Source organism: Nocardia acididurans (assembly GCF_016741815.1).
Classification (GTDB): domain Bacteria; phylum Actinomycetota; class Actinomycetes; order Mycobacteriales; family Mycobacteriaceae; genus Nocardia; species Nocardia acididurans.
Window position 1 is genome coordinate 365,008 of sequence record NZ_JAERRJ010000006.1, and the last position, 22,737, is coordinate 387,744.

General features: G+C 68.4%; 22 protein-coding genes. 9 read left to right on the forward strand and 13 right to left on the reverse strand.

The features are described from left to right. Positions 1-25 precede the first annotated feature (25 nt). From JK358_RS17600 to JK358_RS17620, 5 genes are all read right to left on the reverse strand, one after another. Entirely contained in the window at positions 26-1,324 is a 1,299-nt protein-coding gene (locus tag JK358_RS17600; RefSeq protein WP_307817584.1) for a cytochrome P450, read from the reverse strand. A 108-nt stretch (positions 1,325-1,432) separates the two neighbouring features. After that, entirely contained in the window at positions 1,433-2,731 is a 1,299-nt protein-coding gene (locus JK358_RS17605; protein WP_307817585.1) for a cytochrome P450, read from the reverse strand. Positions 2,732-2,851: 120 nt separating this feature from the next. Next, the gene (locus JK358_RS17610; RefSeq protein ID WP_201948948.1) at positions 2,852-4,147 is read right to left on the reverse strand and encodes a cytochrome P450; all 1,296 of its coding nucleotides are present in this window, start codon (positions 4,145-4,147) and stop codon (positions 2,852-2,854) included. A gap of 92 nt (positions 4,148-4,239) precedes the next feature. Beyond that, entirely contained in the window at positions 4,240-4,959 is a 720-nt protein-coding gene (locus JK358_RS17615) for a TIGR03089 family protein (protein ID WP_201948769.1), read from the reverse strand. Continuing rightward, on the reverse strand, positions 4,947-6,374 hold the full coding sequence (locus tag JK358_RS17620) for an LCP family protein (protein ID WP_307817587.1): 1,428 nt from the start codon (positions 6,372-6,374) through the stop codon (positions 4,947-4,949). The genes JK358_RS17615 and JK358_RS17620 overlap by 13 nt, the downstream gene beginning before the upstream one ends. Positions 6,375-6,684: 310 nt before the next feature. Between JK358_RS17620 and rfbD the strand changes: the two genes are divergently transcribed. From rfbD to JK358_RS17640, 4 genes are all read left to right on the forward strand, one after another. Next, complete coding sequence (rfbD, locus tag JK358_RS17625) at positions 6,685-7,560, forward strand: dTDP-4-dehydrorhamnose reductase (protein WP_201948770.1); 876 nt, start codon at positions 6,685-6,687, stop codon at positions 7,558-7,560. A gap of 11 nt (positions 7,561-7,571) precedes the next feature. Continuing rightward, a complete protein-coding gene (locus JK358_RS17630) occupies positions 7,572-8,483 on the forward strand; it encodes a glycosyltransferase family 2 protein (RefSeq protein ID WP_307817589.1) in 912 nt (303 codons plus the stop codon). A gap of 52 nt (positions 8,484-8,535) precedes the next feature. Then, on the forward strand, positions 8,536-9,627 hold the full coding sequence (gene manB / locus JK358_RS17635) for a mannose-1-phosphate guanylyltransferase (protein WP_201948771.1): 1,092 nt from the start codon (positions 8,536-8,538) through the stop codon (positions 9,625-9,627). A gap of 191 nt (positions 9,628-9,818) precedes the next feature. Beyond that, a complete protein-coding gene (locus tag JK358_RS17640) occupies positions 9,819-10,433 on the forward strand; it encodes a Uma2 family endonuclease (RefSeq protein ID WP_201948772.1) in 615 nt (204 codons plus the stop codon). A 69-nt stretch (positions 10,434-10,502) separates the two neighbouring features. Here JK358_RS17640 and JK358_RS17645 read toward each other — a convergent pair whose 3' ends face one another. Then, complete coding sequence (locus JK358_RS17645; protein ID WP_201948773.1) at positions 10,503-10,721, reverse strand: DUF4287 domain-containing protein; 219 nt, start codon at positions 10,719-10,721, stop codon at positions 10,503-10,505. A gap of 74 nt (positions 10,722-10,795) precedes the next feature. After that, positions 10,796-11,224, reverse strand: a complete 429-nt coding sequence (locus JK358_RS17650; RefSeq protein WP_232851415.1) for a DUF4267 domain-containing protein — start codon at positions 11,222-11,224, stop codon at positions 10,796-10,798. Positions 11,225-11,314: 90 nt separating this feature from the next. Between JK358_RS17650 and JK358_RS17655 the strand changes: the two genes are divergently transcribed. Both JK358_RS17655 and JK358_RS17660 read left to right on the forward strand, forming a co-directional pair. Next, positions 11,315-11,893: a TetR/AcrR family transcriptional regulator gene (locus JK358_RS17655; RefSeq protein ID WP_307817590.1), complete on the forward strand. Its 579-nt coding sequence runs from the start codon at positions 11,315-11,317 to the stop codon at positions 11,891-11,893. A 58-nt stretch (positions 11,894-11,951) separates the two neighbouring features. Beyond that, positions 11,952-13,433 (forward strand): phytoene desaturase family protein, encoded by a 1,482-nt coding sequence (locus tag JK358_RS17660; RefSeq protein ID WP_201948774.1) that lies wholly within the window; start codon positions 11,952-11,954, stop codon positions 13,431-13,433. Here JK358_RS17660 and JK358_RS17665 read toward each other — a convergent pair. The 5 genes from JK358_RS17665 to JK358_RS17685 form a co-directional block, all read right to left on the reverse strand. Continuing rightward, positions 13,412-14,332: a cation diffusion facilitator family transporter gene (locus JK358_RS17665; RefSeq protein ID WP_201948775.1), complete on the reverse strand. Its 921-nt coding sequence runs from the start codon at positions 14,330-14,332 to the stop codon at positions 13,412-13,414. The genes JK358_RS17660 and JK358_RS17665 overlap by 22 nt on opposite strands. A gap of 79 nt (positions 14,333-14,411) precedes the next feature. After that, entirely contained in the window at positions 14,412-15,647 is a 1,236-nt protein-coding gene (manA, locus tag JK358_RS17670; protein ID WP_201948776.1) for a mannose-6-phosphate isomerase, class I, read from the reverse strand. Beyond that, positions 15,647-16,846: a tobH protein gene (locus tag JK358_RS17675; protein WP_201948777.1), complete on the reverse strand. Its 1,200-nt coding sequence runs from the start codon at positions 16,844-16,846 to the stop codon at positions 15,647-15,649. Before JK358_RS17675 ends, manA begins: the two co-directional genes overlap by 1 nt. A 71-nt stretch (positions 16,847-16,917) precedes the next feature. Beyond that, complete coding sequence (locus JK358_RS17680; RefSeq protein WP_201948778.1) at positions 16,918-18,294, reverse strand: phosphomannomutase/phosphoglucomutase; 1,377 nt, start codon at positions 18,292-18,294, stop codon at positions 16,918-16,920. 78 nt (positions 18,295-18,372) lie between these two features. After that, complete coding sequence (locus JK358_RS17685; RefSeq protein WP_232851496.1) at positions 18,373-18,762, reverse strand: DUF3499 domain-containing protein; 390 nt, start codon at positions 18,760-18,762, stop codon at positions 18,373-18,375. A 150-nt stretch (positions 18,763-18,912) separates the two neighbouring features. On the opposite strand from JK358_RS17685, the gene JK358_RS17690 reads away from it, so the two are divergent. Continuing rightward, a complete protein-coding gene (locus JK358_RS17690; RefSeq protein WP_201948780.1) occupies positions 18,913-19,389 on the forward strand; it encodes a metallopeptidase family protein in 477 nt (158 codons plus the stop codon). 75 nt (positions 19,390-19,464) lie between these two features. Here the strand turns inward: JK358_RS17690 and JK358_RS17695 are convergent, their stop codons facing one another. Continuing rightward, a complete protein-coding gene (locus tag JK358_RS17695) occupies positions 19,465-19,692 on the reverse strand; it encodes a WhiB family transcriptional regulator (protein ID WP_040861059.1) in 228 nt (75 codons plus the stop codon). Between the two features lie 625 nt (positions 19,693-20,317). Here JK358_RS17695 and cofD point away from each other — a divergent pair. Both cofD and JK358_RS17705 read left to right on the forward strand, forming a co-directional pair. Continuing rightward, the gene (gene cofD, locus JK358_RS17700) at positions 20,318-21,277 is read left to right on the forward strand and encodes a 2-phospho-L-lactate transferase (protein WP_201948953.1); all 960 of its coding nucleotides are present in this window, start codon (positions 20,318-20,320) and stop codon (positions 21,275-21,277) included. A gap of 54 nt (positions 21,278-21,331) precedes the next feature. Beyond that, the gene (locus JK358_RS17705) at positions 21,332-22,726 is read left to right on the forward strand and encodes a coenzyme F420-0:L-glutamate ligase (RefSeq protein WP_201948954.1); all 1,395 of its coding nucleotides are present in this window, start codon (positions 21,332-21,334) and stop codon (positions 22,724-22,726) included. Positions 22,727-22,737: the final 11 nt, after the last annotated feature.

The window sequence follows — 22,737 nt, forward strand, 5'->3', positions numbered from 1 at the left end:
GAAATCTCCTTGTCGAAACGGTCTGCTACACACGCGCATTCGCCCGCTGCCCGAGGCGGACGGGCAGACGCGAGAATCCGTACAGGTTGACGAGCTGCCGGTACTCGGCCGGCCCCTCGATGCTCAGGTCGGGGAAGGTGTCGAACAGCGAGCGCAGCGCGTACGCGCCCTCCATGCGCGCCAGGGCCGCACCCAGGCAGACATGGATGCCGTTCGAGAAGCCCAGGTGGTCCTTGGCATTCGCGCGGTTGACATCGAAGGTGTTCGGGTCGTCGAAGACCTTCGGATCCCGATTCGCCCCCGAGACGGACATGACGACCACCGTGCCCGCGGGCAGGGCTCTCCCCGCGATCTCGGTGTCGGACAACGCCATTCGCGCCGTGATCCGCACCGGCGAGTCGAAGCGCAGGATCTCCTCCACCGCCTGCGGCCACAGCGCCGGATTCGCGCGCACCAGCGCCAGCTGCTCCGGATGCGCCAGCAGCTGGTGCACGCCGTTGCCGATCAGGTTGACCGTGGTCTCGAAACCCGCGCCCATCAGCAGCGACGCGGTGCCCTTGAGTTCGTGATCGTCCAGATCCCCGGCGGTGACCAGGCTGCTCAGGATGTCCTCGCCCGGTGCGCGCCGCAGTTCGGCGATATGGCGGTCCAGGTAGCCGTCCATACCCATCTGGGATTCGACGGCCGCACTCCACTGCTTCCAGGACACGCCGATATCCAGCAGCGCCGTGATGCGGTCGCCCCACTCCAGGAATTCCGCGCGCGATTCGTCCGGGAAGCCCAGCATCTCGGAAATGATGGCCACCGGCAGCTGCGCCGCGTAGCCGTGGATGAGATCCGCGGTTCCGTTGGCGGGCAGGGCTTCCAGCAGTTCGGTGGTGACCGCCTCGACCCGGGTGCGCAGTCGCGCGATGGCGTACGGCGTGAACGCGGACTGCACCGACCGCCGCAACCGGGTGTGCACCGGCGGATCGGTGAGCAGCATGGACGGGGCCTCCGCCGGATTGGGCGGAATCGGGGCGTCCCGGATCAGCTGGTGCGCGGCCTGCGGCATCCGCACGCCGTCGATGGTGAACACACCCCAGCGGTCGTCCCGCAGAATCGTGCGGATCACCTCGTAATCCGCGGTCGAGAAGCCGATCGGATTGGGCACCAGCGGCCCGCGCCGCCGAATCTCCTCGATGAACGGGTACGGATCGCGCAGTCCGTCGGCGCTACCGGTCAGCTTGCCGAACGGGTCGCCGCGCCAGGCCTGGGTGCGCAGCAGCAGCCGCGGTGCGCCGTGCTCGAACAACCATCGAAACCGGTACCGTGCGCTCAACATTCGCGGACTCCCTCACTGTCGGAAGTTGACACGTTACTGAAATCCGTTGGGGCGGAGAACGAACCACGGGCGGAGTAACAGTTCCTACCGGGGTAGGACGACATCGGTTCACACCTGGGCGGTCACGCGCTTCCCGAGCCGCGCGGGCATGTGCGTGAAGCCGTACAGGGTGTAGAGCGGACGGCGTTGCGGCGTACCCGCCAGCGCGAGATCGGGGAAGCGCTCGAACAGGGACCGCAGCGCGTGCGTGGCCTCCATCCGCGCCAGGCTCGCACCCAGGCAGCTGTGGATACCGCTGGAAAACGACAGGTGGTCCTTGGCGTTCGCGCGGGTCACGTCGAAGACGCCCGGATTCTCGAACACCCCCGGATCGCGGTTCGCGCCCGCCAGCGAGGTCACCACCACGGTGCCCTTCCGCGCCCGTCTGCCCCCGATCTCGGTGTCGGACTTGGCGATTCGCGCGGTATTGGTGACCGGTGCGTCGAAGCGCAGGATCTCCTCCGTCGCGGTCGGCCACAGCGCCGGATCCGCGCGCAGCAGCGCCAGCTGATCGGGATGCTCGAGCAGCCGGTTCACCCCGTTGCCGATCAGGTTGACCGTGGTCTCGAAACCCGCGCCCATCAGCAGTGACGCGGTGGCCTTGAGTTCGCGGTCGTCGAGCTCCCCGGCGGTGACCAGACTGCTCAGGATGTCCTCGCCCGGTTCCCGGCGCAGTCGCGCGATATGCGCGTCCAGGTAGCCGTCCATGACCCGCATGGATTCGACCGCGATACGCCACTGCTTCCACGTGATGCCGATATCCAGCATGGCCGTGATCTCGTCACCCCAGGTCAGGAACCGGTCCCTGGACTCGTCCGGGAAACCGAGCATGTCGGAGATGATGGCGATCGGCAGCCGGGCGGCGAAATCCGTGACCAGATCGGCGGATCCGCCCTCGGGCAGCGCGTCGAGGAGGTCGGCCGTCACCGCCTCGACGCGCTCGCGCAGCCGGGCGATGGCGCGCGGCGTGAACGCCTTGGACACCGACTTGCGCAGGCGTGTGTGATCGGGCGGATCGAGCACCAGCATGGACGGCGGCTCCACCGGATTGGGCGGCAGCGCCACCGCGTTCAGGATCGCCCGCAGTGCCGTGGGAGTGCTCGTGGAATCGATGCCGAAGATGCCGAAGTCGTTGGACCGCAGCAGGTTCCGAGTGATCTCGTAGTCGGTGGTGACCCAGCCGACCGGGCTGCGGTACATGCGCCCGCGCTGCCGGATCTCCTCGATGTACGGGTAGGGATCGTGCAGCCCCTGCGGCGCGGCGAGCAGTATCCCGAACGGGTCACCGCGCCGGGCCTGCCTTTTCAGCGCCGCCCGCACCAGACCCTGCTCGACCAGCCACCGCATCCGGTATCGCGCACTCAGCATCGCTGACTCCCCGTCGTCGTCGGATGCCTCCACGGTACGGAAAGCCGGTGCGCGGGAAACAGCCGGAGGAGGGATCGGTCGCTCCTACCGTGGTAGGAGCGCCGCTCCGCCCGCGTGGCGTCAAACGCCCAGGACAGCGCGCTTTCCCAGCCGCACCGGCAGCGACGAGTAACCGCGCAGCGTATGCCTGCGCAGCCGCCGCGGCGCACCGTGCAAGGCCAGCTCCGGGAACTGTTCGAACAGCGACCGCAGCGCGTGCGTGGCCTCCATGCGCGCCAGGCTCGCACCCAGACAGACATGCGGGCCGCTGATGAACGACAGATGCTCCCGCGCGTTCTTGCGGGTGATGTCGAAACGATTCGGATCCTCGAACATCTTCGGATCGCGATTCGCGCCCGGCAGCGACAGGATCACCGCACTGCCCGCCGGTAGCTCGATTCCACCGACCTCGGTGTCGCGCAACGCCACCCGGCCGGTGTTCATGACCGGGGTGTCCAGGCGCAGCAGCTCCTCCACCGCCTGCGGCCACAGCGCCGGATCGCTGCGCAGCTTCGCCAGCTGCTCCGGATGTTCCAGCAGGCGCACAATCGAATTGGCGATGAGGTTCACGGTGGTCTCGAAGCCCGCCGCCATCATGAGGATGGCGTTCGACTTCAATTCCTGATGGGTCAGATCGGTCTCGGTGATCAGGCCGCTGAGAATGTCCGCGCCGGGCTCGCCGCGCAGTGACTCGATGTGCGCGTCGAGGTACTCGTCCATGCGGAAGGTCGCCGCCACGGCGTGCGACCAGGTGCTCCAGTCGATGCCGATATCCAGCAGCGGCGTGAATTCCTCACCCCAGTGCAGGAATTGGGCGCGCGACTCGTCGGGGAAGCCGAGCATGGCGGAGATGATGGCGATCGGCACCTGCGACGCGAAATCGCCGATCAGGTCGGCGGATCCGTTGTCGGGCATGGCCTCGAGGAGTTCGGCGGTCACCGATTCCACGCGCTCGCGCAGGCGGCCGATGGCGCGCGGGGTGAACGCCGCCGACACCGATTTGCGCAGCCGGGTGTGCTCCGGCGCGTCCATCAGGATCATGGCCGGGGGCGCGACCGGGTTCGCCGGAATCGGCGCGGCCTTGATCCGGTCCTTCACGAACTGCGGCGTCTGCGCGGCATCCGGGCCGAGCACACCCCAGTCGCCGCCGCGCAGGATCTGCCGGCTCACCTCGTAATCGACTGTGGCCCAGCCGAACGGCATGCGATAGAGCGGACCGGCCTGCCGGATCTCCTCGATGAAGCGGAACGGATCTTCCATTCCGGCGTCGCTGCCGACCAATCGGGCGAACGGGTCGCCGCGCCAGGCCAGGACCCGCAGCAGGAAGCCGGGGCCGCCCTGCTCCAGCAGCCAGCGCAGCGCATACCGTGGGCTCAACATCAGGAATCCCCTCCTAGTCGGTCGACTAAGAAGGTACTGAACAGTCCGCCAACCCGCTCGGGAAGAACACCGCGCCGCGGCGGCCCCGCTCAGGAAGTCCGTTGCGCCGTCACGCGTTCCGACGCGATCCGCCGTTCCCGCAGCGCCGCATCGGGATTCGTTACCTGCACCAGCGACGCACCCGCCGCCAGCACCGCCAGGAAACCGTCGATCAGCTCGGCCGGCGTCTCCCACGACGTGGTCGACAGCACCCGGTCCTCGGCCGTGAAACCCTGCCGCGCAGCCGATTTCCGCGCCTGCTCGAACACCTCCGACACCGACATATTGTCCAGCGCGCAGCCGATGCCGCCGGGCCGGAACTGATCGCCGTGCACCCGCACCGAGGTCGCGTAATCGGTGACGCCGATCGGCAGGTCCCGCACCGGCATCCCCATCGGATCCAGGGACAGCGCGGCGATCTCGGCGATATCGCCCGCCTCGTCGATGCGCTCGGCCGTCACCAGCGCCAGTTCGGCGTCCGGATCGGCGTGCAGCACCACCTCGGTCCCGGCCCACCAGCAGCCCAGCAGCACCGCCGCGGTCTGCCAGTGCGCGGGCAGCAGCACCGCGACGCGCGCCCCCGCCGACAGCCCGAACTCGTCCCGAATCATATTGGCGGTCTTGGCCGCCCAGTTCGCCAGCGTCAGCGCCGACAGCTCGATGCGCGCGCCGGTGGCGTCGTCGTAATAGGTGATCCGCGGGCCCGCCGGATCGCGGGCGAGGATGGGGTCGAGCACCGCCTCGGTGAGGGTCTCGTTCAGTTCACGCATTTCGGTCCGTTCTGGCCGGCATCGATGGGTGGTGCGGGCGGCACCGGCGTCATGGTGGACGAACTCGAGAAATCCATCGTGGTCGCCGGAGCGGAGCCCGGACCAGAGTAGTCACCCGCCAGCACCACGCGAACCGAACCCTCCGGCAGGCCCGACTCCGCCAGCACCGGGACCCCGCCCAGGGCCTGCGCCACCGCGCGGGCCTTCGCGTTCTTGGCGTCACCGGTCAGCACCCGGGTGCTCTGGATCGGGCCGCCGATCCAGTTGTCCACGGTGCCGGTGCGGAAACCCTTGCCCTGCAGCGCCTGCGCCACACTCCCGGCCATACCGCCCACACCGCTGGCGTTGTAGACGTCCACGGTGACGGTCGAGGGATCCACGCCGTTGGTCTCCGCATGCGCGTCGTCCTCGCCACCGCCGCCGATGGTCTCGGCGACATACTTCTGCACGGCCGCCGGATCGACGCGCACCACCGATTCGCCGTCATCGGTCCAGCCGTTGAGATCCTGCACCGGGATGGTCTCGAACTCGACCTTGCCGCCGGACAGATCCTGCAGCTGCGACAGGAACTTCAGCACATCCCAGTCCTCGTCCAGCACGATGGTGCGGCCCACGGCGTTGCTCAGGTCCTGCAGCCGGCTCGGGCTGGTGAGCGTCTTCGCGCTCAGCACCTGATGCACCAGCTGTGCCATGTACACCTGCTGGCGCACGATGCGATCCAGGTCGCCCCGGGGTAGCTCGTGGCGCTGACGGACGAAGCTCAGCGCCTGCGCGCCGTCCAGGCGCTGGCGGCCCGCCGGGAAGTCCGCGCCCGACATCGGCTCGTACACCGCATTGTTCAGGCAGACGTCGACCCCGCCGACGGCATCGGTGAGCAGCACGAAACCGAGCAGCCCGACCTCGGCGTAATGGTCGACGGTGATACCGGTGAGGTTGGCGACCGACTTGATCAGCGCCTGGCGTCCGGCCTGGCTCGACTCCTGGTCGGCCTGCTTCGCGGACTCGCCCTGATCGAGCAGCTTCTGCTGCTTGGCCAGTTTGGTCACGCCGTACGCCGAATTGATCTTGCCCATGCCCAGGCCCGGGATATCCACATAGGAGTCGCGCGGGATGGAGATGGCCGTCGCACTGCGGCCGTCGTTCGGCACCCGGATCAAGATGATGGTGTCGGTGTTCAAACCGACCTCGTCACCGGCGTGCAGCATGGCGCGCTCGTCATCGGAGAGCGGGTTGCCGTGCGCGTCCGTCCGCGCGTCGATGCCGACCATCAGAATGTCGACCGCGCCGTCCTTGCCCCCGCCCAGGCCCAGATCACCGATCCGCTCGATACTCGACACCAGCTGATCCACGCTGTGCCAGCCCAGACCCGTGATCACCAGGACCAGCGCCGCGGCCGCCGTGAGGAATACGCGCACGGAACCCCCGCCTCTACCGCCGCGCTTCGCATTCGAGATCGAATGATGCGGCGGTAGCGGTGCGGATGCCCTCGTGCTCTCCGGCAACCTTGATTCCTTTCGATGATCCGGCTCGGCCGCACCCCGCGATCGGGTGATGCCGATGGAATGCCCCCTGAGTGCAGGCTAGACGCGCCAACCGGTATGTCGGTGTAGCCGACGCTCCGTGAGTCGTGTGCCCGCAGTTCCAGACGACTCCTGCATCACCGGCAAAGCCGCAGGTGACAAGCGGTGCGGGCGGAGATCGGCCGGTCGTGCGAGACTGGCCGCCGTGACATCCGCCTCCCTGCCGCCCGCGCACGCATCGCTCCCGCCCCGGGTGGTGGTGACCGGGGCGCACGGGCAACTCGGCCGCGCGCTGCTGCGGCTTTCGCCCGATGCACACGGATTCGGACGGGACGAACTCGACATCACCGATGCCGACGCGGTGCGCGGGATCGTGAATCCCGGTGATGTGCTGGTGAATTGCGCGGCCTACACCGCCGTCGATCAGGCGGAGCGCGAGGTGGACGCCGCCTTCGCGGTGAACGCCACCGGGCCCGCGGTCCTGGCCGCTGCGTGCGCCGCGGCGGGGGCGCGGCTCATCCACGTCTCGACCGACTACGTGTTTCCGGGCAATGCCTCCAAGCCCTATGAGCCGGAGGATCCGACCGGGCCCGCCACCGTCTACGGGCGGTCCAAACTGGCCGGGGAGCAGGCCGTGCTGGAATGTGCCCCGGATGCCCATATCGTCCGCACCGCTTGGGTTTACACCGGGCGCGGCGGTGACTTCGTCGCCACCATGCGGCGGCTCGAACGCGAACGCGACACCGTGAATGTGGTGAACGATCAGATCGGCTCGCCCACCTACGCGGTCGATCTGGCGGCGGGGCTGCTGGAACTGGCGGGCAAGCCGGGCGCACCGCGAATCCTGCACGCCACCAACGCCGGACAGGCCAGTTGGTTCGATCTGGCTCGGGCCGTATTCACGGGAATCGGCGCCGATCCCGAGCGCGTACGCCCCTGCGGCACCGACGAATTCCCGAGACCCGCTCCGCGCCCGGCATATTCGGTCCTATCCGGCAAATCCTGGGCCGCCGCCGGGCTCACGCCGCTGCGTAGCTGGGAACCCGCTCTGAACGACGCGCTCGCCGCCGTCACCGACTAGGCTGGACGCCCGTGAGCCCCTCGGATTCTGTCGGACGGCCGACCCTGGCCGTCGTCACGGTGACCTACTCGCCCGGTGAGCACCTGGAACACTTCATCAGCACGCTAGCCACCGCGACCAGCGAGAAGCCGCAGGTCATCCTGGCCGACAACGGCTCGAACGACGGCGTGCCCGAACTGGTCGCCGACGCCAACGAACACGTGCGACTGCTGCGCACCGGCGGCAATATCGGCTACGGCGGCGCCATCAACCGCGCCGTCGCCGAAATCGACCCGGACATCGAATTCATCGTCATCTCCAACCCCGACATCCGCTGGGGCACCGACTCCATCGACATCCTGCTCGAGGCCGCCAAGCGCTGGCCGCGCGCCGGAGCCATCGGGCCCATGGTGCTCGAGCCGGACGGCAGCACCTATCCGTCCGCGCGGTCCGTGCCCGGCATCGCCGACGGCGCGGGCCACGCCATCTTCGGCACCATCTGGCCCGGCAACCCCTGGACCCAGAAGTACCGCCAGGACAACGCCGCCATCTCCGAACGCACCGTCGGCTGGCTGTCCGGCTCCTGCCTGCTCGTGCGCCGCGCCGCCTTCGACTCCATCGACGGATTCGACTCCCGCTACTTCATGTACATGGAGGATGTGGACTTCGGCGACCGCATGGGCAAGGCCGGCTGGCACAATGTGTTCGTACCATCCGCAGAGGTCACGCACGCCAAGGGCCACGCGGCGGGCAAGCATCCCGAGACGATGCTCCCGGCCCACCATGCCAGCGCCTACCGCTTCCAGGCGGACCGGCATCCACACTGGTGGCAGGCGCCGCTGCGGGTCGCTCTGAAGGCCGGACTTGCGATCCGCTGCAAGCTTGCGGTTCGATCCGCACTGCGCGAACGCGATCGCGCATGCCGGCTCGAGCATCGGGAGTGATTGTTCTCGGGCTCCTGACCGGATACCTATACACCTGACAACAGGGGAGAAAATGGCGAACACCGGCAGTGTTGCCGAAACCACGGACGCGGTGATCCTGGTTGGGGGCCAGGGCACCCGCTTGCGTCCGCTCACACTGTCCGCCCCCAAACCCATGCTCCCCACCGCGGGCCTGCCCTTCCTGCAGCACCTGCTGGCCCGCATCGCCGACGCCGGAATCACCCACGTGGTCCTCGGCACCTCCTACAAGGCGGAGGTCTTCGAGGACCACTTCGGTGACGGCTCCGAGTTCGGTCTCGAACTCGAGTACGTCACCGAAACCGAACCCCTCGGCACCGGCGGCGGCATCCGCAACGTCCTGCCCAAGCTGCGCGCCGACACGGTCATGGTCTTCAACGGCGACGTCCTCGGCGGCACGGATCTGGGTGCGGTCCTCGACACCCACCACACCTCCAACGCCGACGTCACCCTGCACCTCGTCCGCGTCAGCGACCCCCGCGCCTTCGGCTGCGTCCCCACCGACGAATCCGGCCGGGTCACCGCCTTCCTCGAGAAGACCCAGGACCCGCCGACCGACCAGATCAACGCCGGCTGCTACGTCTTCCGCCGCGAGTACATCGAAAAGATCCCCGCAGGCCGCCCCGTCTCGGTCGAACGCGAAACCTTCCCCTCCCTCCTGGCCGAGGGAGCCCACATCCAAGGCCACGTGGACATGGCCTACTGGCGAGACATGGGCACCCCCGAAGACTTCGTCCGCGGCTCCGCGGACCTCGTCCGAGGCATCGCACCCTCCCCGGCCCTGCCGGGTCAGCGCGGCGAATCCCTCGTCCACCCCGGCGCGGGCGTGGCCCCGGGTGCCCTCCTCATCGGCGGCACCGTCGTGGGCCGCGGCGCTGAGGTAGGCGCCGGAGCCCGCCTGGACGGCGCGGTCATCTTCGACGGCGCCTGCGTCGACGCCGGCGCCACAGTCGAACGCTCCATCATCGGCTTCGGCGCCCGCATCGGCCCCCGAGCCCTCGTCCGCGACGCCGTCATCGGCGACGGCGCCAACGTGGGCGCCCGCTGCGAACTACTACGCGGCGCCCGAGTCTGGCCCGGCGTCGAAATCCCCGACGGCGGCATCCGCTTCTCCACCGACGTGTAAACCTCCGGCGGACAACACAATCGGGTCAGCGGTGTCCTCCGGCGGCTTGCCACCGGAGGACACCGCCGTGTTCGCAGTGGGACACGCTGAGGACTCGGTCGACACGGGCGTGGTGTCTCGGTCGCATCCGACCAGGTCGGTGAGGTGCGATAATGGCTGGGTCAGCCGATCTCCTGTGTAGTGAGGACAGAATGACCGCCGATCCGATGCCGCCGAGCGATGGCGAGGTGCCGGACTGGCTGGTGCCTCCGCCGGGGGGATTCCAGGCTGACGATCTCGATCGAATGCCCAATCTGCCCAGGCATACCGAGTTGATCGACGGGAGTCTCGTTTTAGTGAGTCCCCAGGCGATGTTCCATATGCTCGTCATCCGCTTTCTGGAACAAGAACTGGGTGGACAGGTGCCTGAGGATCTAGCAGTGGGCCGGGAAATGACGGTGACTCTCGGCCGGCGCCAGCGACCGAAGCCCGACCTGCTCATCCTTCGGGTGGATTCGATCGTTGATCTCGCTCAGACGACCTTCAAGCCGACGGATGTGGTGCTGGTAGTCGAAGTGGTCTCCCCCGACTCGGTCGAGCGCGATCGAATCCGCAAGCCGCAGCTGTATGCGGAGGCCGGGATACCTCATCTGTGGCGGGTCGAGAGCGCCGACGGTCATGCCGTTGTCTATGTGTACGAACTCGATCCGGCTACCGGGAAATATGTGCTGACCGGCATTCACCACGATCGTCTTCGACTCACGGTTCCCTTCGGGATCGATCTGGATCTCACCCAGGCGACTCGGTTGAAGCCGCCGCGCGGTTGATTCGGGTAGGTACGGCATCGACCGCTCACGGAGTTCGTGAGCGGCCGATTGCGTTGGGGCGTAAGGGGTTCAGCGTTCCCACTTGCCGGGGTTGAGGTGGAACTGGGCGAGGGCGGTGGCGTGGCCGTGGCCCATGGCGTGGTCGGTTTTGAGGTGGTTGACCAGGTCTTTGTGGGAGGTGATGCCGGTGGAGGTGAGGTAGGCGAACCACTCGTCTACGGTGCGGCCGTACTTGGCTTCGATGGTGGGGAAGTACGAGGCGGGGCCGTGGGGCTTGGTGGTTGCCATGGGTGCTCCTTGGTTCGTGGTGTTGCTACCGATGACGGGGCGGGGGAGCGGAAATCATCGGGGTGTGGGGCAGGTCACGCTGTGACGGGGGCAGGGGTGGTGGATTTGGTTGTGGCGGTGCGGTGTTCGAGCAGGAGGAGGGCGGCGGCGACGAGCATGGCGGCCATGGTGGCCCAGTGGATGGTGATGGCGGCGGTGAGGTCGCCGTCCCAGCGGACGATGGTGAGGCCGTCGCCGAGCGGGATCAGGGCCATGACCGCCATGGTGATGCCGAGGGCGTAGCGCTGGCCCAGAACCAGCAGGGTCAGCAGGACGAGACCGGTGACCACGTCGCGGACGCCCTTGATGTTCAGGAAGGCTTCGGCTTCGCCGGTGGGCCAGGCGGGGAGGCCGAAGCCGGTGGCCATGGACTGGGGGTCGAAGAGGTAGCCGGTGCCGAACCAGAAGACGAAGGCGACGCCGGCGAGGGTGAGGGCGGTGGCGATGCGGGACATGGTGATCATGGCTGCTGCTCCAAAATCTAGCGTTGCTAACTGACAGAGCAACGCTAACTTATGGATGGCTATGTTGTCTAGCGCTGCTAGGATTTTCGTGTGAGCGTGATTCAGACGCGTAAGGAACGCGAACGAGCCGAGCGACATCAGCGGATCATCGACAGTGCTCGGGAACTTGCCGAGACACAGGGGTGGGACGCGGTGACCGTGCGGAAACTGGCCGAGCGGATCGAGTACAGCCAGCCGGTGCTGTACAGCCACTTCGCGGGGAAGGACGCCATCGTGTCCGCCGTCGCGGAGGTGGGATGTGCCGAACTCGCCGCCGTCGCACGGGAACTCAGGTCCGAGGCCGATGATCCGGAGGCGGCGCTGCGAGCCGTCGCCGAGGGGTATCTGGCCTTCGCGCGGGACAGCGCCGCGCTGTACGACGCCATGTTCCTGATGCGCACGGAGTTGAAGTTCGGGCCGGACGCGCCGCAGGCGCTCAAGGACGCCTTCACCGAACTCGCGCTCACCTTCGCGCCGTTCGCGCCGCCGGACGATGTGGAGACCTTCACCGAGGTCGGATGGAGCATGCTGCACGGGCTGGCCACCCTCGACCGAGGAGGTCGGCTGCGGCCCGACTTTCGCGCACAGCGTCTCGAGATTCTGCTCGGGCTGTGGACCGGCCGCGCCTGAGAGCGCCTGATTCGTCACGTTGCCGTCGCACCCCGGTGCCGCGACCTACGCTGAGATCATGGCTGACGCAGTGGTGGTCGGATCGGGGCCCAATGGACTTGCGGCGGCGGTGATCCTGGCCCGCGCCGGACTCGACGTCGAAGTGTACGAGGCCGCCGACGGCATCGGCGGCGGCTGCCGCACCGGGGACGTCACCCTGCCCGGATTCCATCACGACCTGTGCGCGGGCGCGCATCCCATGGCCGTCGCCTCCCCGTTCTTCCGCGCCTTCGATCTGGAAGCGCACGGGGTGGAACTGCTTGCGCCGCAGGTGTCCTACGCGCACCCCCTCGACGGCGGACGCGCCGGCCTGGCCTGGCGCGACCTCGGCAACACCGTGGACGGCCTGGGTCGCGACGGCGCGGCCTGGCGGCGGCTGTTCGAGCCGCTGGTGCGGCACTGGACGCACACTGTCGGCCTGGCCATGTCGGACTTCCGGCATCCGCCGCTGCAACCCGCCGCGCTGCCCACCGAACTCGCCTTCGCCCTGCGCGCACTGGAACAGTCCACGCCGCTGTGGAATCTGCGCTTCCGCGAGGACATCGCCCCGGCCCTGCTGACCGGTGTCGCCACGCACGCCATCATCCCCCCGCGCGCCATCCCCGCCGCCGGCGCGGGCCTGCTGCTGGGCACCCTCGCCCACGTGCGCGGCTGGATCATTCCCAAGGGCGGCAGTCAGGCCATCGTCGACGCTCTCGCCGAGGATCTGAAACAGCATGGCGGACGGATCATTACGGGCCACCGCGTCGACTCCATCGACGAATTCGACGATGTGCGAGCGGTTCTCCTCGACATCGCCCCCGCCGAACTCCAGCGCATCGCCGCCGACCGGCTCCCGGGCCGCTACAACCGGGCCCTCGACCGATTCCGCTACGGCGGCGCGGTCTGCAAGGTCGACTTCGCGCTCTCCGGCCCGGTGCCCTGGCAGGCGCCGGGCTGCGACCGCGCCGGAACCCTGCACCTGGTCGGCACCCGCGCCGAAGCCGTCGCCGCCGAAAAGGCCGTGGCCGCAGGACAACACGCGGAACGCCCGTACACCATCGCCATCCAGCCCGGCGTCGTCGACCCCACCCGAGCACCCGCGGGCAAGCACACCTTCTACACCTACTGTCACGTCCCCAACGGCTCCACCCGGGATATGACCGAGGCCGTCATCGCGCAGGTGGAACGCTTCGCCCCCGGCTTCCGCGATCTCGTCCTGGCCACGACTGTGCGCACGGCCGCGACGCTGCCCGCGCACAATGCCAACTACATCGGCGGCGACATCTCCGCGGGCGCGATGACTCTCCTGCAGACCTTCGCCCGCCCGGCGCTGCGCTGGAACCCGTACCGCACCCCGCTGGACGGCGTCTACCTCTGCTCCGCCGCCACGCCGCCGGGGCCGGGCGTTCACGGTATGAACGGCTACCACGCCGCCCGCCACGTACTGCGCGGCGAATTCGGCGTCCGCACAGACCCTCTCGACCTGCTGGCGCGGGATCAGGCGGGTCGCGCCCGATAGAGATCCGGTTCGATGTAGACGGCCCCGGCCGCCGGAACCGCCGCCCGCACCCTATCCTCCGCATCGTCGAGAGCGATTGCGGCCGCGGTGATGTCGAGCCCCGACGCCATGGCCACCTTGGCCGCGATCAGCAGTTCGTCGGGCGCGAGATACTGGGTTTTGAGATCGAGGACGCGGTCGATACGTGGATCCCCGGTGAGCGCCTCCCGAATCCGCCGATCCTCGTCGGTCGTCGCGCCCTCCCCGATGAGCAGCGACTTCATCTCCACGATCAGCACGACCGCGATTACGCCGAGCAGAATGCCGATCAGCAGCGTGCCGATCCCGTCCCAGATCGGATCACCCGTCAGCGTGGTGAGCCCGACCCCGAGGAAGGCCAGCGCCAGGCCGATGAGCGCACCCGTATCCTCCAGCAGCACCACGGGCAGTTCGGGATTGCGGGTGCTGCGGATGAACCGCCACCAGCTCTTGCGCCCCTTCAGCGGAGCCGAGGCATTGCGCGCGGTGAGCAGACTGTAGGACTCCAGAATCATGGCGATCACGAGAATGCCGAGGGCGATGCCCGCGTCGTCCAGATGCTCCGGATGCCGGATCTTGTGGATGCCCTCGTCGATCGCGAACAGCGAGCCCAGCGCGAAGATGACCAGCGCCACCACGAACGCGTAGAAGTAGCGGTTGCGCCCGTACCCGAACGGGTGCAGCGCGTCCGCTTCCTGCTCGGAGCGACGGCGACCGATCAGCAACAGGCCCTGATTGGCGGTGTCGGCGGTCGAGTGCACGGCCTCGGCGAGCATCGACGACGATCCCGTGACGATCGCACCCGCGAATTTCGCGAGGGTAATGCCCGCATCCGCGGAAAAAGCCGCCAGTACCGCTTTCCTGCTGTCACTCGAAGACATGTAGAAACACGGTACCGACGGCGTGCTGTCGGCTCGGCGGCACACGCCGGGCAATCGGTTGTCGGGTCGACGGGAGGGTTCAGGATCCGACGGTCGCGCAGAACAGCTGCGCGGGACCGTCGGTGGCGCCGGCGCGGATGCCGCCGTCGGTGGCGGAGATCCACGCGGCGCGCCCGCATTCGACGCGCAGCTCCTCACCGTTCTGGATCAGGCTGACCGTGCCGTGCGTGCACAGCGCGATACCGGGGCCCGCACCGAGCACCGGCATCGGATCCGCGCCCGGCGCGAGTTCGTAGCGGCTCAACGAGAATTCGGGGGCGCGGGTGCGGTAGCGGAACACGCCGTCGCCATCGGACTCCGGTTTCACGATGGGCATGTCCAGGGGTTCGAAGTCGAGGACGCGCAACAGTTCCGGGACGTCGACGTGCTTGGGCGTGAGGCCGCCGCGCAGCACATTGTCGGAGTTGGCCATGATCTCGACGCCGACGCCGTGCAGATAGGCGTGCAGGTTCCCGGCCGCCAGGAACAGCCCGTCGCCGGGTTCGAGGGTGACGCGGTTGAGCAGCAGCGCGGCGAGCACGCCCGCGTCGCCCGGATACGCCTCGGCCAGTTCCAGCGCGGTGCGGATCTCGGCGGCGAATTCCTTGGGCGCGCCGTCGGTTCCGGCCTCGCTCCGGTCGGACAGGTAGCGCACGCACCCGTCCAGCACCTTGGGCAGCAGCATGCTCAGGCTGGCCTGCGGCAGCGCGATCCAGGTGGTGAACAGGGTGCGCAGCCCGGCCGAATCGGGCTGGGCGGCAAGCAGTTCGGCATAGGGATTGAGTTCCGGTACGTCCAGCGCGGTGAGCAGCCGCACGGTCAGCCGCGGATCACGGAAACCGGCCAGCGCCTCGAACCGGTTGATCGCCACCACGAGTTCGGGTTTGTGGTTCTCGTCGCGATAGTTGCGCATGGGCGAGTCGATGGCCACCCCGGCGTGATTCTCCCGGGCGAATCCGGCGCGCGCCTGCTCGATGCTCGGATGCGCCTGCAGCGACAGCGGTTCCTCGGCGGCCAGGATCTTCAGCAGGAACGGCAGCCGTCCGTCGAATTCGCCCGCGACCGCGCCGAGTTCCCGGTTCGGGTCGGCGCGCAGCACCTCGAGCAGGGAGTGGCTGTGCCCGTTGATCTTCACCTGGGCCGGGTCGGCCGGATGCGCGCCGAACCAGAGTTCGGCCTCCGGATGGGCCGACGGTACCGGTCGTCCGCACAACTGAGCGAGCGCGGTGCGCGAACCCCAAGCGTAAGAACGCAGCGCACCAACGAGTTCGTGCACTAGTAGTGTCCCCCGTCATAACGTCCCGGGCCGGAAGCCGGGCGGGAACCGAGTAGTCGTAGGTACGCGGCCGCCATCTCCAACCGCAGAATCAGCACCGAGAGCTGTTCCAGTTCGCCACCGCGCACGCCGGGCCCGTCGGCTCCGGTGGGAGCGACGCCGCCCTGCACGGCCGCGGCGGCCTGTTCGGCATCCACATTGTCGATATTCACCAGATCGGCGTCGACCAGTCCGGCGTCGGAGCCGAAGACGGCCAGCCGTCGCCGCACCGTCACCTGATCGGGTTCGGCGCTCACCACGAAAACCCGTACCTGCTGCACCGTGGCGGGCCCGTCCAGCTGCTCGTCGTGGAACAGCGGATCGAAGCCCGGCGCCGACACTCCCGCGGCCTCCACCATGCGAGTATGCGCCGCAACGGTTTCCGCGAGGTTGGCGGCCGCGGTGATCTGCCCGGCCGCGGCCAGCAGCACCTCCGACCCGTGCAGCGCCACCTGGGTGGCGGCGGGGGAGTCGCCCGACAGCACGATCCGGCTGCGCTGGTGCATGCGGGTGGCGAGGTTCTTGGCCGGATTGTGGAAGGCCTCGTGCTGCGGTCCGTCGCGCAGCGCCTCGGTGTCGAGCAGATCGGCGAGCGCGTTCAGATCGGGCAGCAGCGGTCCCATCCGGTTCGGGTCGACCGCGCCCAGCACCGCCATCCCGACGGCCAGATAGCGCAGCAGCCGATTGTGATCCAGCACCGGGATGCGCGGCGGCAGCAGCGTGGCCCGGCCGGCCGCGGCGGCGCGCAGCGGACCCTCGTCGGGTGCGGCCACGATCACCTCGGCCCCGCGGCGCACGGCGCGTTCGACGGCTTCGGCCAGCCGCGGATCGCCCGCGTCGTCACCGGCCACCAGCACCACGTCCAGGGGACCCACCCACGGCGGAATCGCGGTGGCGGTGACCAGCGGCATGCTGGTGCTGTCGCCGAGTGCGGCGACCAGCAGGGCCGCGGCGCGGGCGGCGCGGCCCGAGCCCGACACCAGGATCAGGCTGCGCGGCCGCATATCGCTCAACCGCGTCAGCGCGTTCTCCGAGACGGCCGCGGCGGTGGCCCGTACCTGGGCACCGCCCGACGCGGCGGAGCGCAACACACCCCCGACGTCGGCCGCCTCCAGCGAGGCGACGTCATCGAGGTCGAATACCGGTGTCCCAGCGATCATCGGGCGTTGCCACCTCCCCTCAGGGTCACCAGACGCTGGCGAATCCAAGCTCTGTGATTCCACTATTCCAGTCAGGCGCGGACGATGCTCAGGATCTCGGTTACGAGTGCGTCTACTTCCTCCTGCGATCGGGCTTCGACATTGAGCCTGAGCAGCGGCTCGGTATTGGATGCGCGCAGGTTGAACCACGCGCCGTCGGGCAGATTCACGGTGACGCCGTCGAGCCGGTCCACATTCTGGGCGCGCTTGCCGAACGCGTCGAGCACCGCCGCGGTGCGGTCGGCGGCGTCCGCGACCGTCGAGTTGATCTCACCCGAGGCGGCGTAAGACGAATAGGCCGAAGCGAGTTCGGACATCGGCCGCTCCTTCTCGCCGAGCGCCGCGAGCACGTGCAGCGCCGCGAGCATGCCGGAGTCGGCGCCCCAGAAATCGCGGAAGTAGTAATGCGCGGAATGCTCGCCGCCGAAGATCGCGCCCGTGGCCGCCATCTGCTGCTTGATGAACGAGTGGCCGACGCGAGTGCGCACCGGGGTGCCGCCGAGCTCGGTCACCAACTCCGGCACGGCTTTCGAGGTGATCAGGTTGTGGATGACGGTCGCGCCCGGCTCCTTGGCCAGTTCGCGCTCGGCCACCAGCGCGGTCACCGCCGACGGCGAGACCGGATCGCCCTTCTCGTCCACCACGAAGCAGCGGTCGGCGTCGCCGTCGAAGGCCAGGCCGATATCGGCGCCGGTCTTGCGGACATGGGCCTGCAGATCCACCAGGTTCTTCGGATCCAGCGGATTGGCTTCGTGATTGGGGAAGGTGCCGTCCAGTTCGAAGAAGAGCGGCTCGATGGTGAACTGCGGCAGCGTGCCCAGCACGGCCGGGACGGTGAAGCCGCCCATGCCGTTGCCCGCGTCCACCGCGATGCGCAGCGGGCGCGAACCGCTCAGATCCACCAGCTTGTGCAGGAAGGCCGCGTAGTCGGCGAGCAGATCGGCCTCGGTGGCCGAACCGCGCGCGCCGTCGTAGGCGGGCACGCCCGCGATGACCTCTTCGGAGATGGTCGCCAGACCCGTGTCCTGACCCACCGGCAGCGCCTTGGCCCGGCACAGCTTGATGCCGTTGTACGCCGCCGGATTGTGCGAGGCGGTGAACATGGCTCCGGGGCAATCCAAATGGCCGGAGGCGAAGTACAGCTCATCGGTGGAGGCCAGGCCGATGTGCACCACATCCAGGCCCTGGGACTGCACGCCGTCGGCGAACGCCTCGGACAGTTCGGGGGAGGAGTCACGCATGTCGTGACCGATCACGACCCGCTTCGCGCCCTCGCCGCGCATCAGCCGTGCGAAGGATCCGGCGACGTCGCGGACGAAATCCGCGTCGATCTGTTCTCCGACGACACCGCGAACGTCGTATGCCTTGATAACTGCGTGGACTGACTCGGCGGACCGGGCGACTGTCATAAGGGACACCCTAGTAGCTCCCGGGAGCCGGTCGTATTCGGTGGCGCTGTGCATGTCCGTGGACCGCCTCACGACCACTCAGTTGGGCGGGTCCGGGAGGACGCGCAGATGCCCGCGGCGGCCGGTGCGGCCGGTCCGGGTGGGGCGCTGCGGGGCGGGGTTGTAGTCGGCGTAGCCGCGCTGATCCGGTTCCGGTGTGCGGCGGCGTAATCCGGCCTCGCGGACGGCCTCGGCGAGCGCGGTCAGGTCATCGTCGTCGGGGGTGCCGGAGGAGAACCCGCCCTCGTGGCGGACCATCTCCCAGCCCTTCGGCGCGGTGATCCGGGAGGCATGTGTTTCACACAGATCCCAGGAGTGGGGCTCGGCGACCGCGGCCAGCGGACCGACGACTGCCGTCGAGTCCGAGTACACATAGGTCAGCGTCGCGACGGCCGGGTTCTTGCAGCCTGGTCGGCAGCAACGACGCATGGGAATCACGCCATGCAGGGTAACCCTCCGCGCGCCTCGCCGGGGACAGACACGCGGTGTTCGGTTGGCCACGTATGCGGGAAAGGGGGCTGTGACGGGGTGGCGAACCGGTCGCATACGGAAGGTGAGCCGTAAGGTTAGATTCGGGGTATGACCCGTTCTAAGAAGCGTCCACCGACTGCTCGGTCGGTAATTCGGCGCGGGCGGGGTGTGCGTGGGCCGATGCTGCCGCCAACGGTGCCTGCCCGGCGCACTCGTGGCCAGCAATTCGACAGACTCGTGCTCGAGGCGTTCGCGCCGCTGGAGAGCCGGTGGCACGATCAGTTGACCAAACTCGACATCGCCGTGGACGACGTGCCGAAAATTCGTCCGCTGCACCCGGATTCGGTCACCTGGCCGGACGAGGTCGTCGCCGACGGTCCGGTGCCCCTGTCGCGCCTCATCCCGGCGGGGGTGGATCGCTACGGCATGGCCACGCGGGCGCGAATCGTCTTGTTCCGCAAGCCTTTGGAGCTGCGCGCCGGCGATCCGGACGATCTGGTGGACCTGCTGCGTGAAGTCCTCGTGCAGCAGATCGCCACCTACCTCGGGGTGGAACCCGACGTCATCGATCCCGAGCCGGAGTAGCGGTAAGAGCACGCCTCGCTGCCCGGCTGGCAGCGAGGCGGAAAGTCGGTTACCGCAACGCTTTACGCGTTCAGCTCAAATGATGCCCCGCTTGAGGCGCCGCCGCTCGCGCTCCGAGAGGCCGCCCCAGATGCCGAAGCGCTCATCGTTCGCGAGGGCGTACTCGAGGCATTCGTCGCGCACCTCGCAGCCCATGCAGATGCGCTTGGCCTCACGGGTGGAGCCGCCCTTCTCGGGGAAGAACGCCTCCGGGTCGGTCTGGGCGCACAGCGCCCGTTCCTGCCACTGTTCGGCCTCCGTCATCTGGCGGCCGCGGGAAAAGCTGTCGAACACACCATCATCCGAACCGGTGACGATCAGGCTCAGGCGCGGGGGCTCGGGCTGATAAGCACTTCTAGCCCACTGTCCGCCGCCCGGCCGGACGGTCATCGATTCACCCCCCTCGTATCCGTTCCGTTCGTCGGCGCAGAAGCTAGGTGCTGCGCCCGCTTGGGAATCGGATTGCGATACACCGCCCGGAAAGCCCGACGGGGCCAGCTCATCGGCCATCGCTCCGCCTCCTCACTGTGGTTAGCGCAGAATGATTAATCCGTCGGAGCCGATCCCACCGACGGCCCAACACCGCGACGTAGTCCCGCGGCCATCCCCGAGCTTGCCACTCCGCTGCGAACATCTGTTCGAAAACCCGTCCGCGCCTTGCACTCTCACGCGAACCCGGAATGACATGCCTGTGATTAGACACGCCGGGCGCAGTGGTGGTCAAGCTGCCGAAGCTATTCCGTTACCATCCGCGACCCCGTTCGAGCGCGTTGTCGCAGATCAAATAGCAAATTCGCAGCAAATACCGCGCGAAAGGTTCTTCGCCGCACACCGCATAGGCTGTGTGGATGTGACTCGAGAACAAGCGGACACCGCGCCCGGCACCGGCCTGCGGATCGCGGTACTGGTCGGCGGAGTCGGCGGCGCGCGCTTCCTGCTGGGCGTGCGCGAACTGCTCCCCGGTGCGGACGTGACGGCCATCGTGAACGTCGGCGACGACGTCTGGATGCACGGCCTGCGGATCTGCCCTGACCTGGACACCTGCATGTATACGCTGGGTGGCGGCATCGACCCGGAACGCGGCTGGGGGCACGCGAACGAAACCTGGAACGCCAAAGAGGAGCTGGCGAAATACAACGCTCAGCCCGATTGGTTCGGCCTGGGGGATCGCGATATCGCAACCCACCTCATACGCACCGAAATGCTGCGTCAGGGATACCCGCTCTCGCAGGTGACCGAGGCCCTCTGCAATCGCTGGCAACCCGGCGTGAAACTGCTTCCGGCAACCGACGACAGGTGTGAAACACATGTGGTTATCGGGGACCCGGAGAACCCTGGCGAACGCCGCGCGATCCATTTCCAGGAGTGGTGGGTTCGCTACCGCGCCAACGTCGAGACCCATGGATTCGTGACTATTGGGGCGGATGCGGCGAAACCAGGTCCAAGTGTGACGGAAATCATAGATTCGGCTGACGTCGTGCTGCTGGCCCCGTCGAACCCCGTCGTGAGCGTCGGCGCGATCCTGTCCGTCCCCGGTATCCGGGGCGCGCTGCGCACCACGAAAGCCAAGGTCATCGGACTTTCACCGGTCATCGGCGGAAAGCCGTTGCGCGGCATGGCCGATGAATGCCTGTCCGTGATCGGGGTGGAGACCACCGCCGAGGCCGTCGGCAACTACTACGGCGCGCGCGCCACCACCGGCATCCTCGACGGGTGGCTCGTGCACAGCACCGACACCGCGGATGTGCCCGGCGTCGAAGTACGCAGTGTGCCGCTGCTCATGACCGATCCTTCGGCCACCGCCGAAATGGTCCGTGAGGCACTGGACATCGCGGGCTTCAAACCGTGAGCTACCGACTGACTACCGATACGCGGGAGTGAATTCGTGACGACAGAACCGACTGTGCCGCCGCGCGACGGTGTCACCGCGCCGCCGGGCGACAGTGTCACCGCGCCGCCGCGCGACCATGCCTCGGGGGGTGAGCTGCGCATCCTGCCCATCCTCGGGCTGCCCGAGTTCCGGCCCGGCGACGACATCGCCGAAGCCGTTGCGGCACAGGCTCCCTGGCTGCGGGACGGCGATGTGCTGGTGGTCACCAGCAAGATCGTCTCCAAGGTCGAGGGGCGCATCGTCGAAGCCCCGGCCGACCCGGAGGAACGCGACGCCGCGCGACGGGAACTGGTGCGGCAGGAGGCCGTCCGGGTGCTGGCGCGCAAGAACCGCACCCTCATCACCGAGAACAAACTCGGCATCGTGCAGGCCGCCTCCGGCGTCGACGGCTCCAATGTGGACAAGGGCGAACTGGTGCTGCTGCCGGTCGACCCCGACGCCAGCGCCAAGGCGCTGCGGGCCGCCATCGCCGAACGGCTCGGCGTGGCCGTGGCCGTCGTCATCACCGACACCATGGGCCGCGCCTGGCGCAACGGGCAGATCGACGCCGCCATCGGCTCCTCCGGACTGCGCGTCATGCACGACTACAACGGCGCGGTCGACGGGCAGGGCAACGAACTGCACGTCACCCTGGTCGCCATCGCCGACGAACTCGCCGCCGCGGGCGATCTGGTGAAGGGCAAACTCGGCGCGGTGCCCATCGCCGTGGTGCGCGGGCTCGACTACGACGACGACGGCTCCACCGCCGCCGACCTGCCGCGCCGCGGCGTGGAGGATCTGTTCTGGCTCGGCACCGAGGAGGCCGTCGAGCTCGGGCGCAATCAGGCTGTGCTGCTGCGGCGTTCGGTCCGGCAGTTCGCGGACGCCCCGGTCGAACCGGCGCTGATCCGGGAGGCCATCGGCGCGGCGCTGACCGCGCCCGCACCGCATCACACGCGGCCGGTGCGGTTCGTCTGGGTGCGGCGGCGCGGACTGCGCACCCAGCTGCTCGAGGCCATGGCCGACAAATGGCGCGAGGATCTCAGCGGTGACGGACGTACCCCCGAGAGCGTCGAAAAGCGGGTCGCGCGGGGCCGCATTCTCTTCGACGCCCCCGAGGTGATCATTCCGTTCTGCGTGCCGGACGGCGCGCACGACTATCCGGACGAACGCCGCCGCGCGGCCGAGCAGACCATGTTCACCGTCGCCGTCGGCGCGGCCGTACAGGGACTGCTGGTGTCCTTGGCCGCCAAGGGAATCGGCAGCTGCTGGATCGGGTCCACCATCTTCGCGCCGGAGGTCACCCGCGACGTGCTCGGCCTGCCGGACGACTGGAATCCCCTGGGCTCCATCGCCGTCGGCTATCCGCTCGAGGAGCTCGCACCGCGCGAACTCCGCGAGCCGGGCATCGGTCTGGTGGAACTGTGAACCGCGCACGC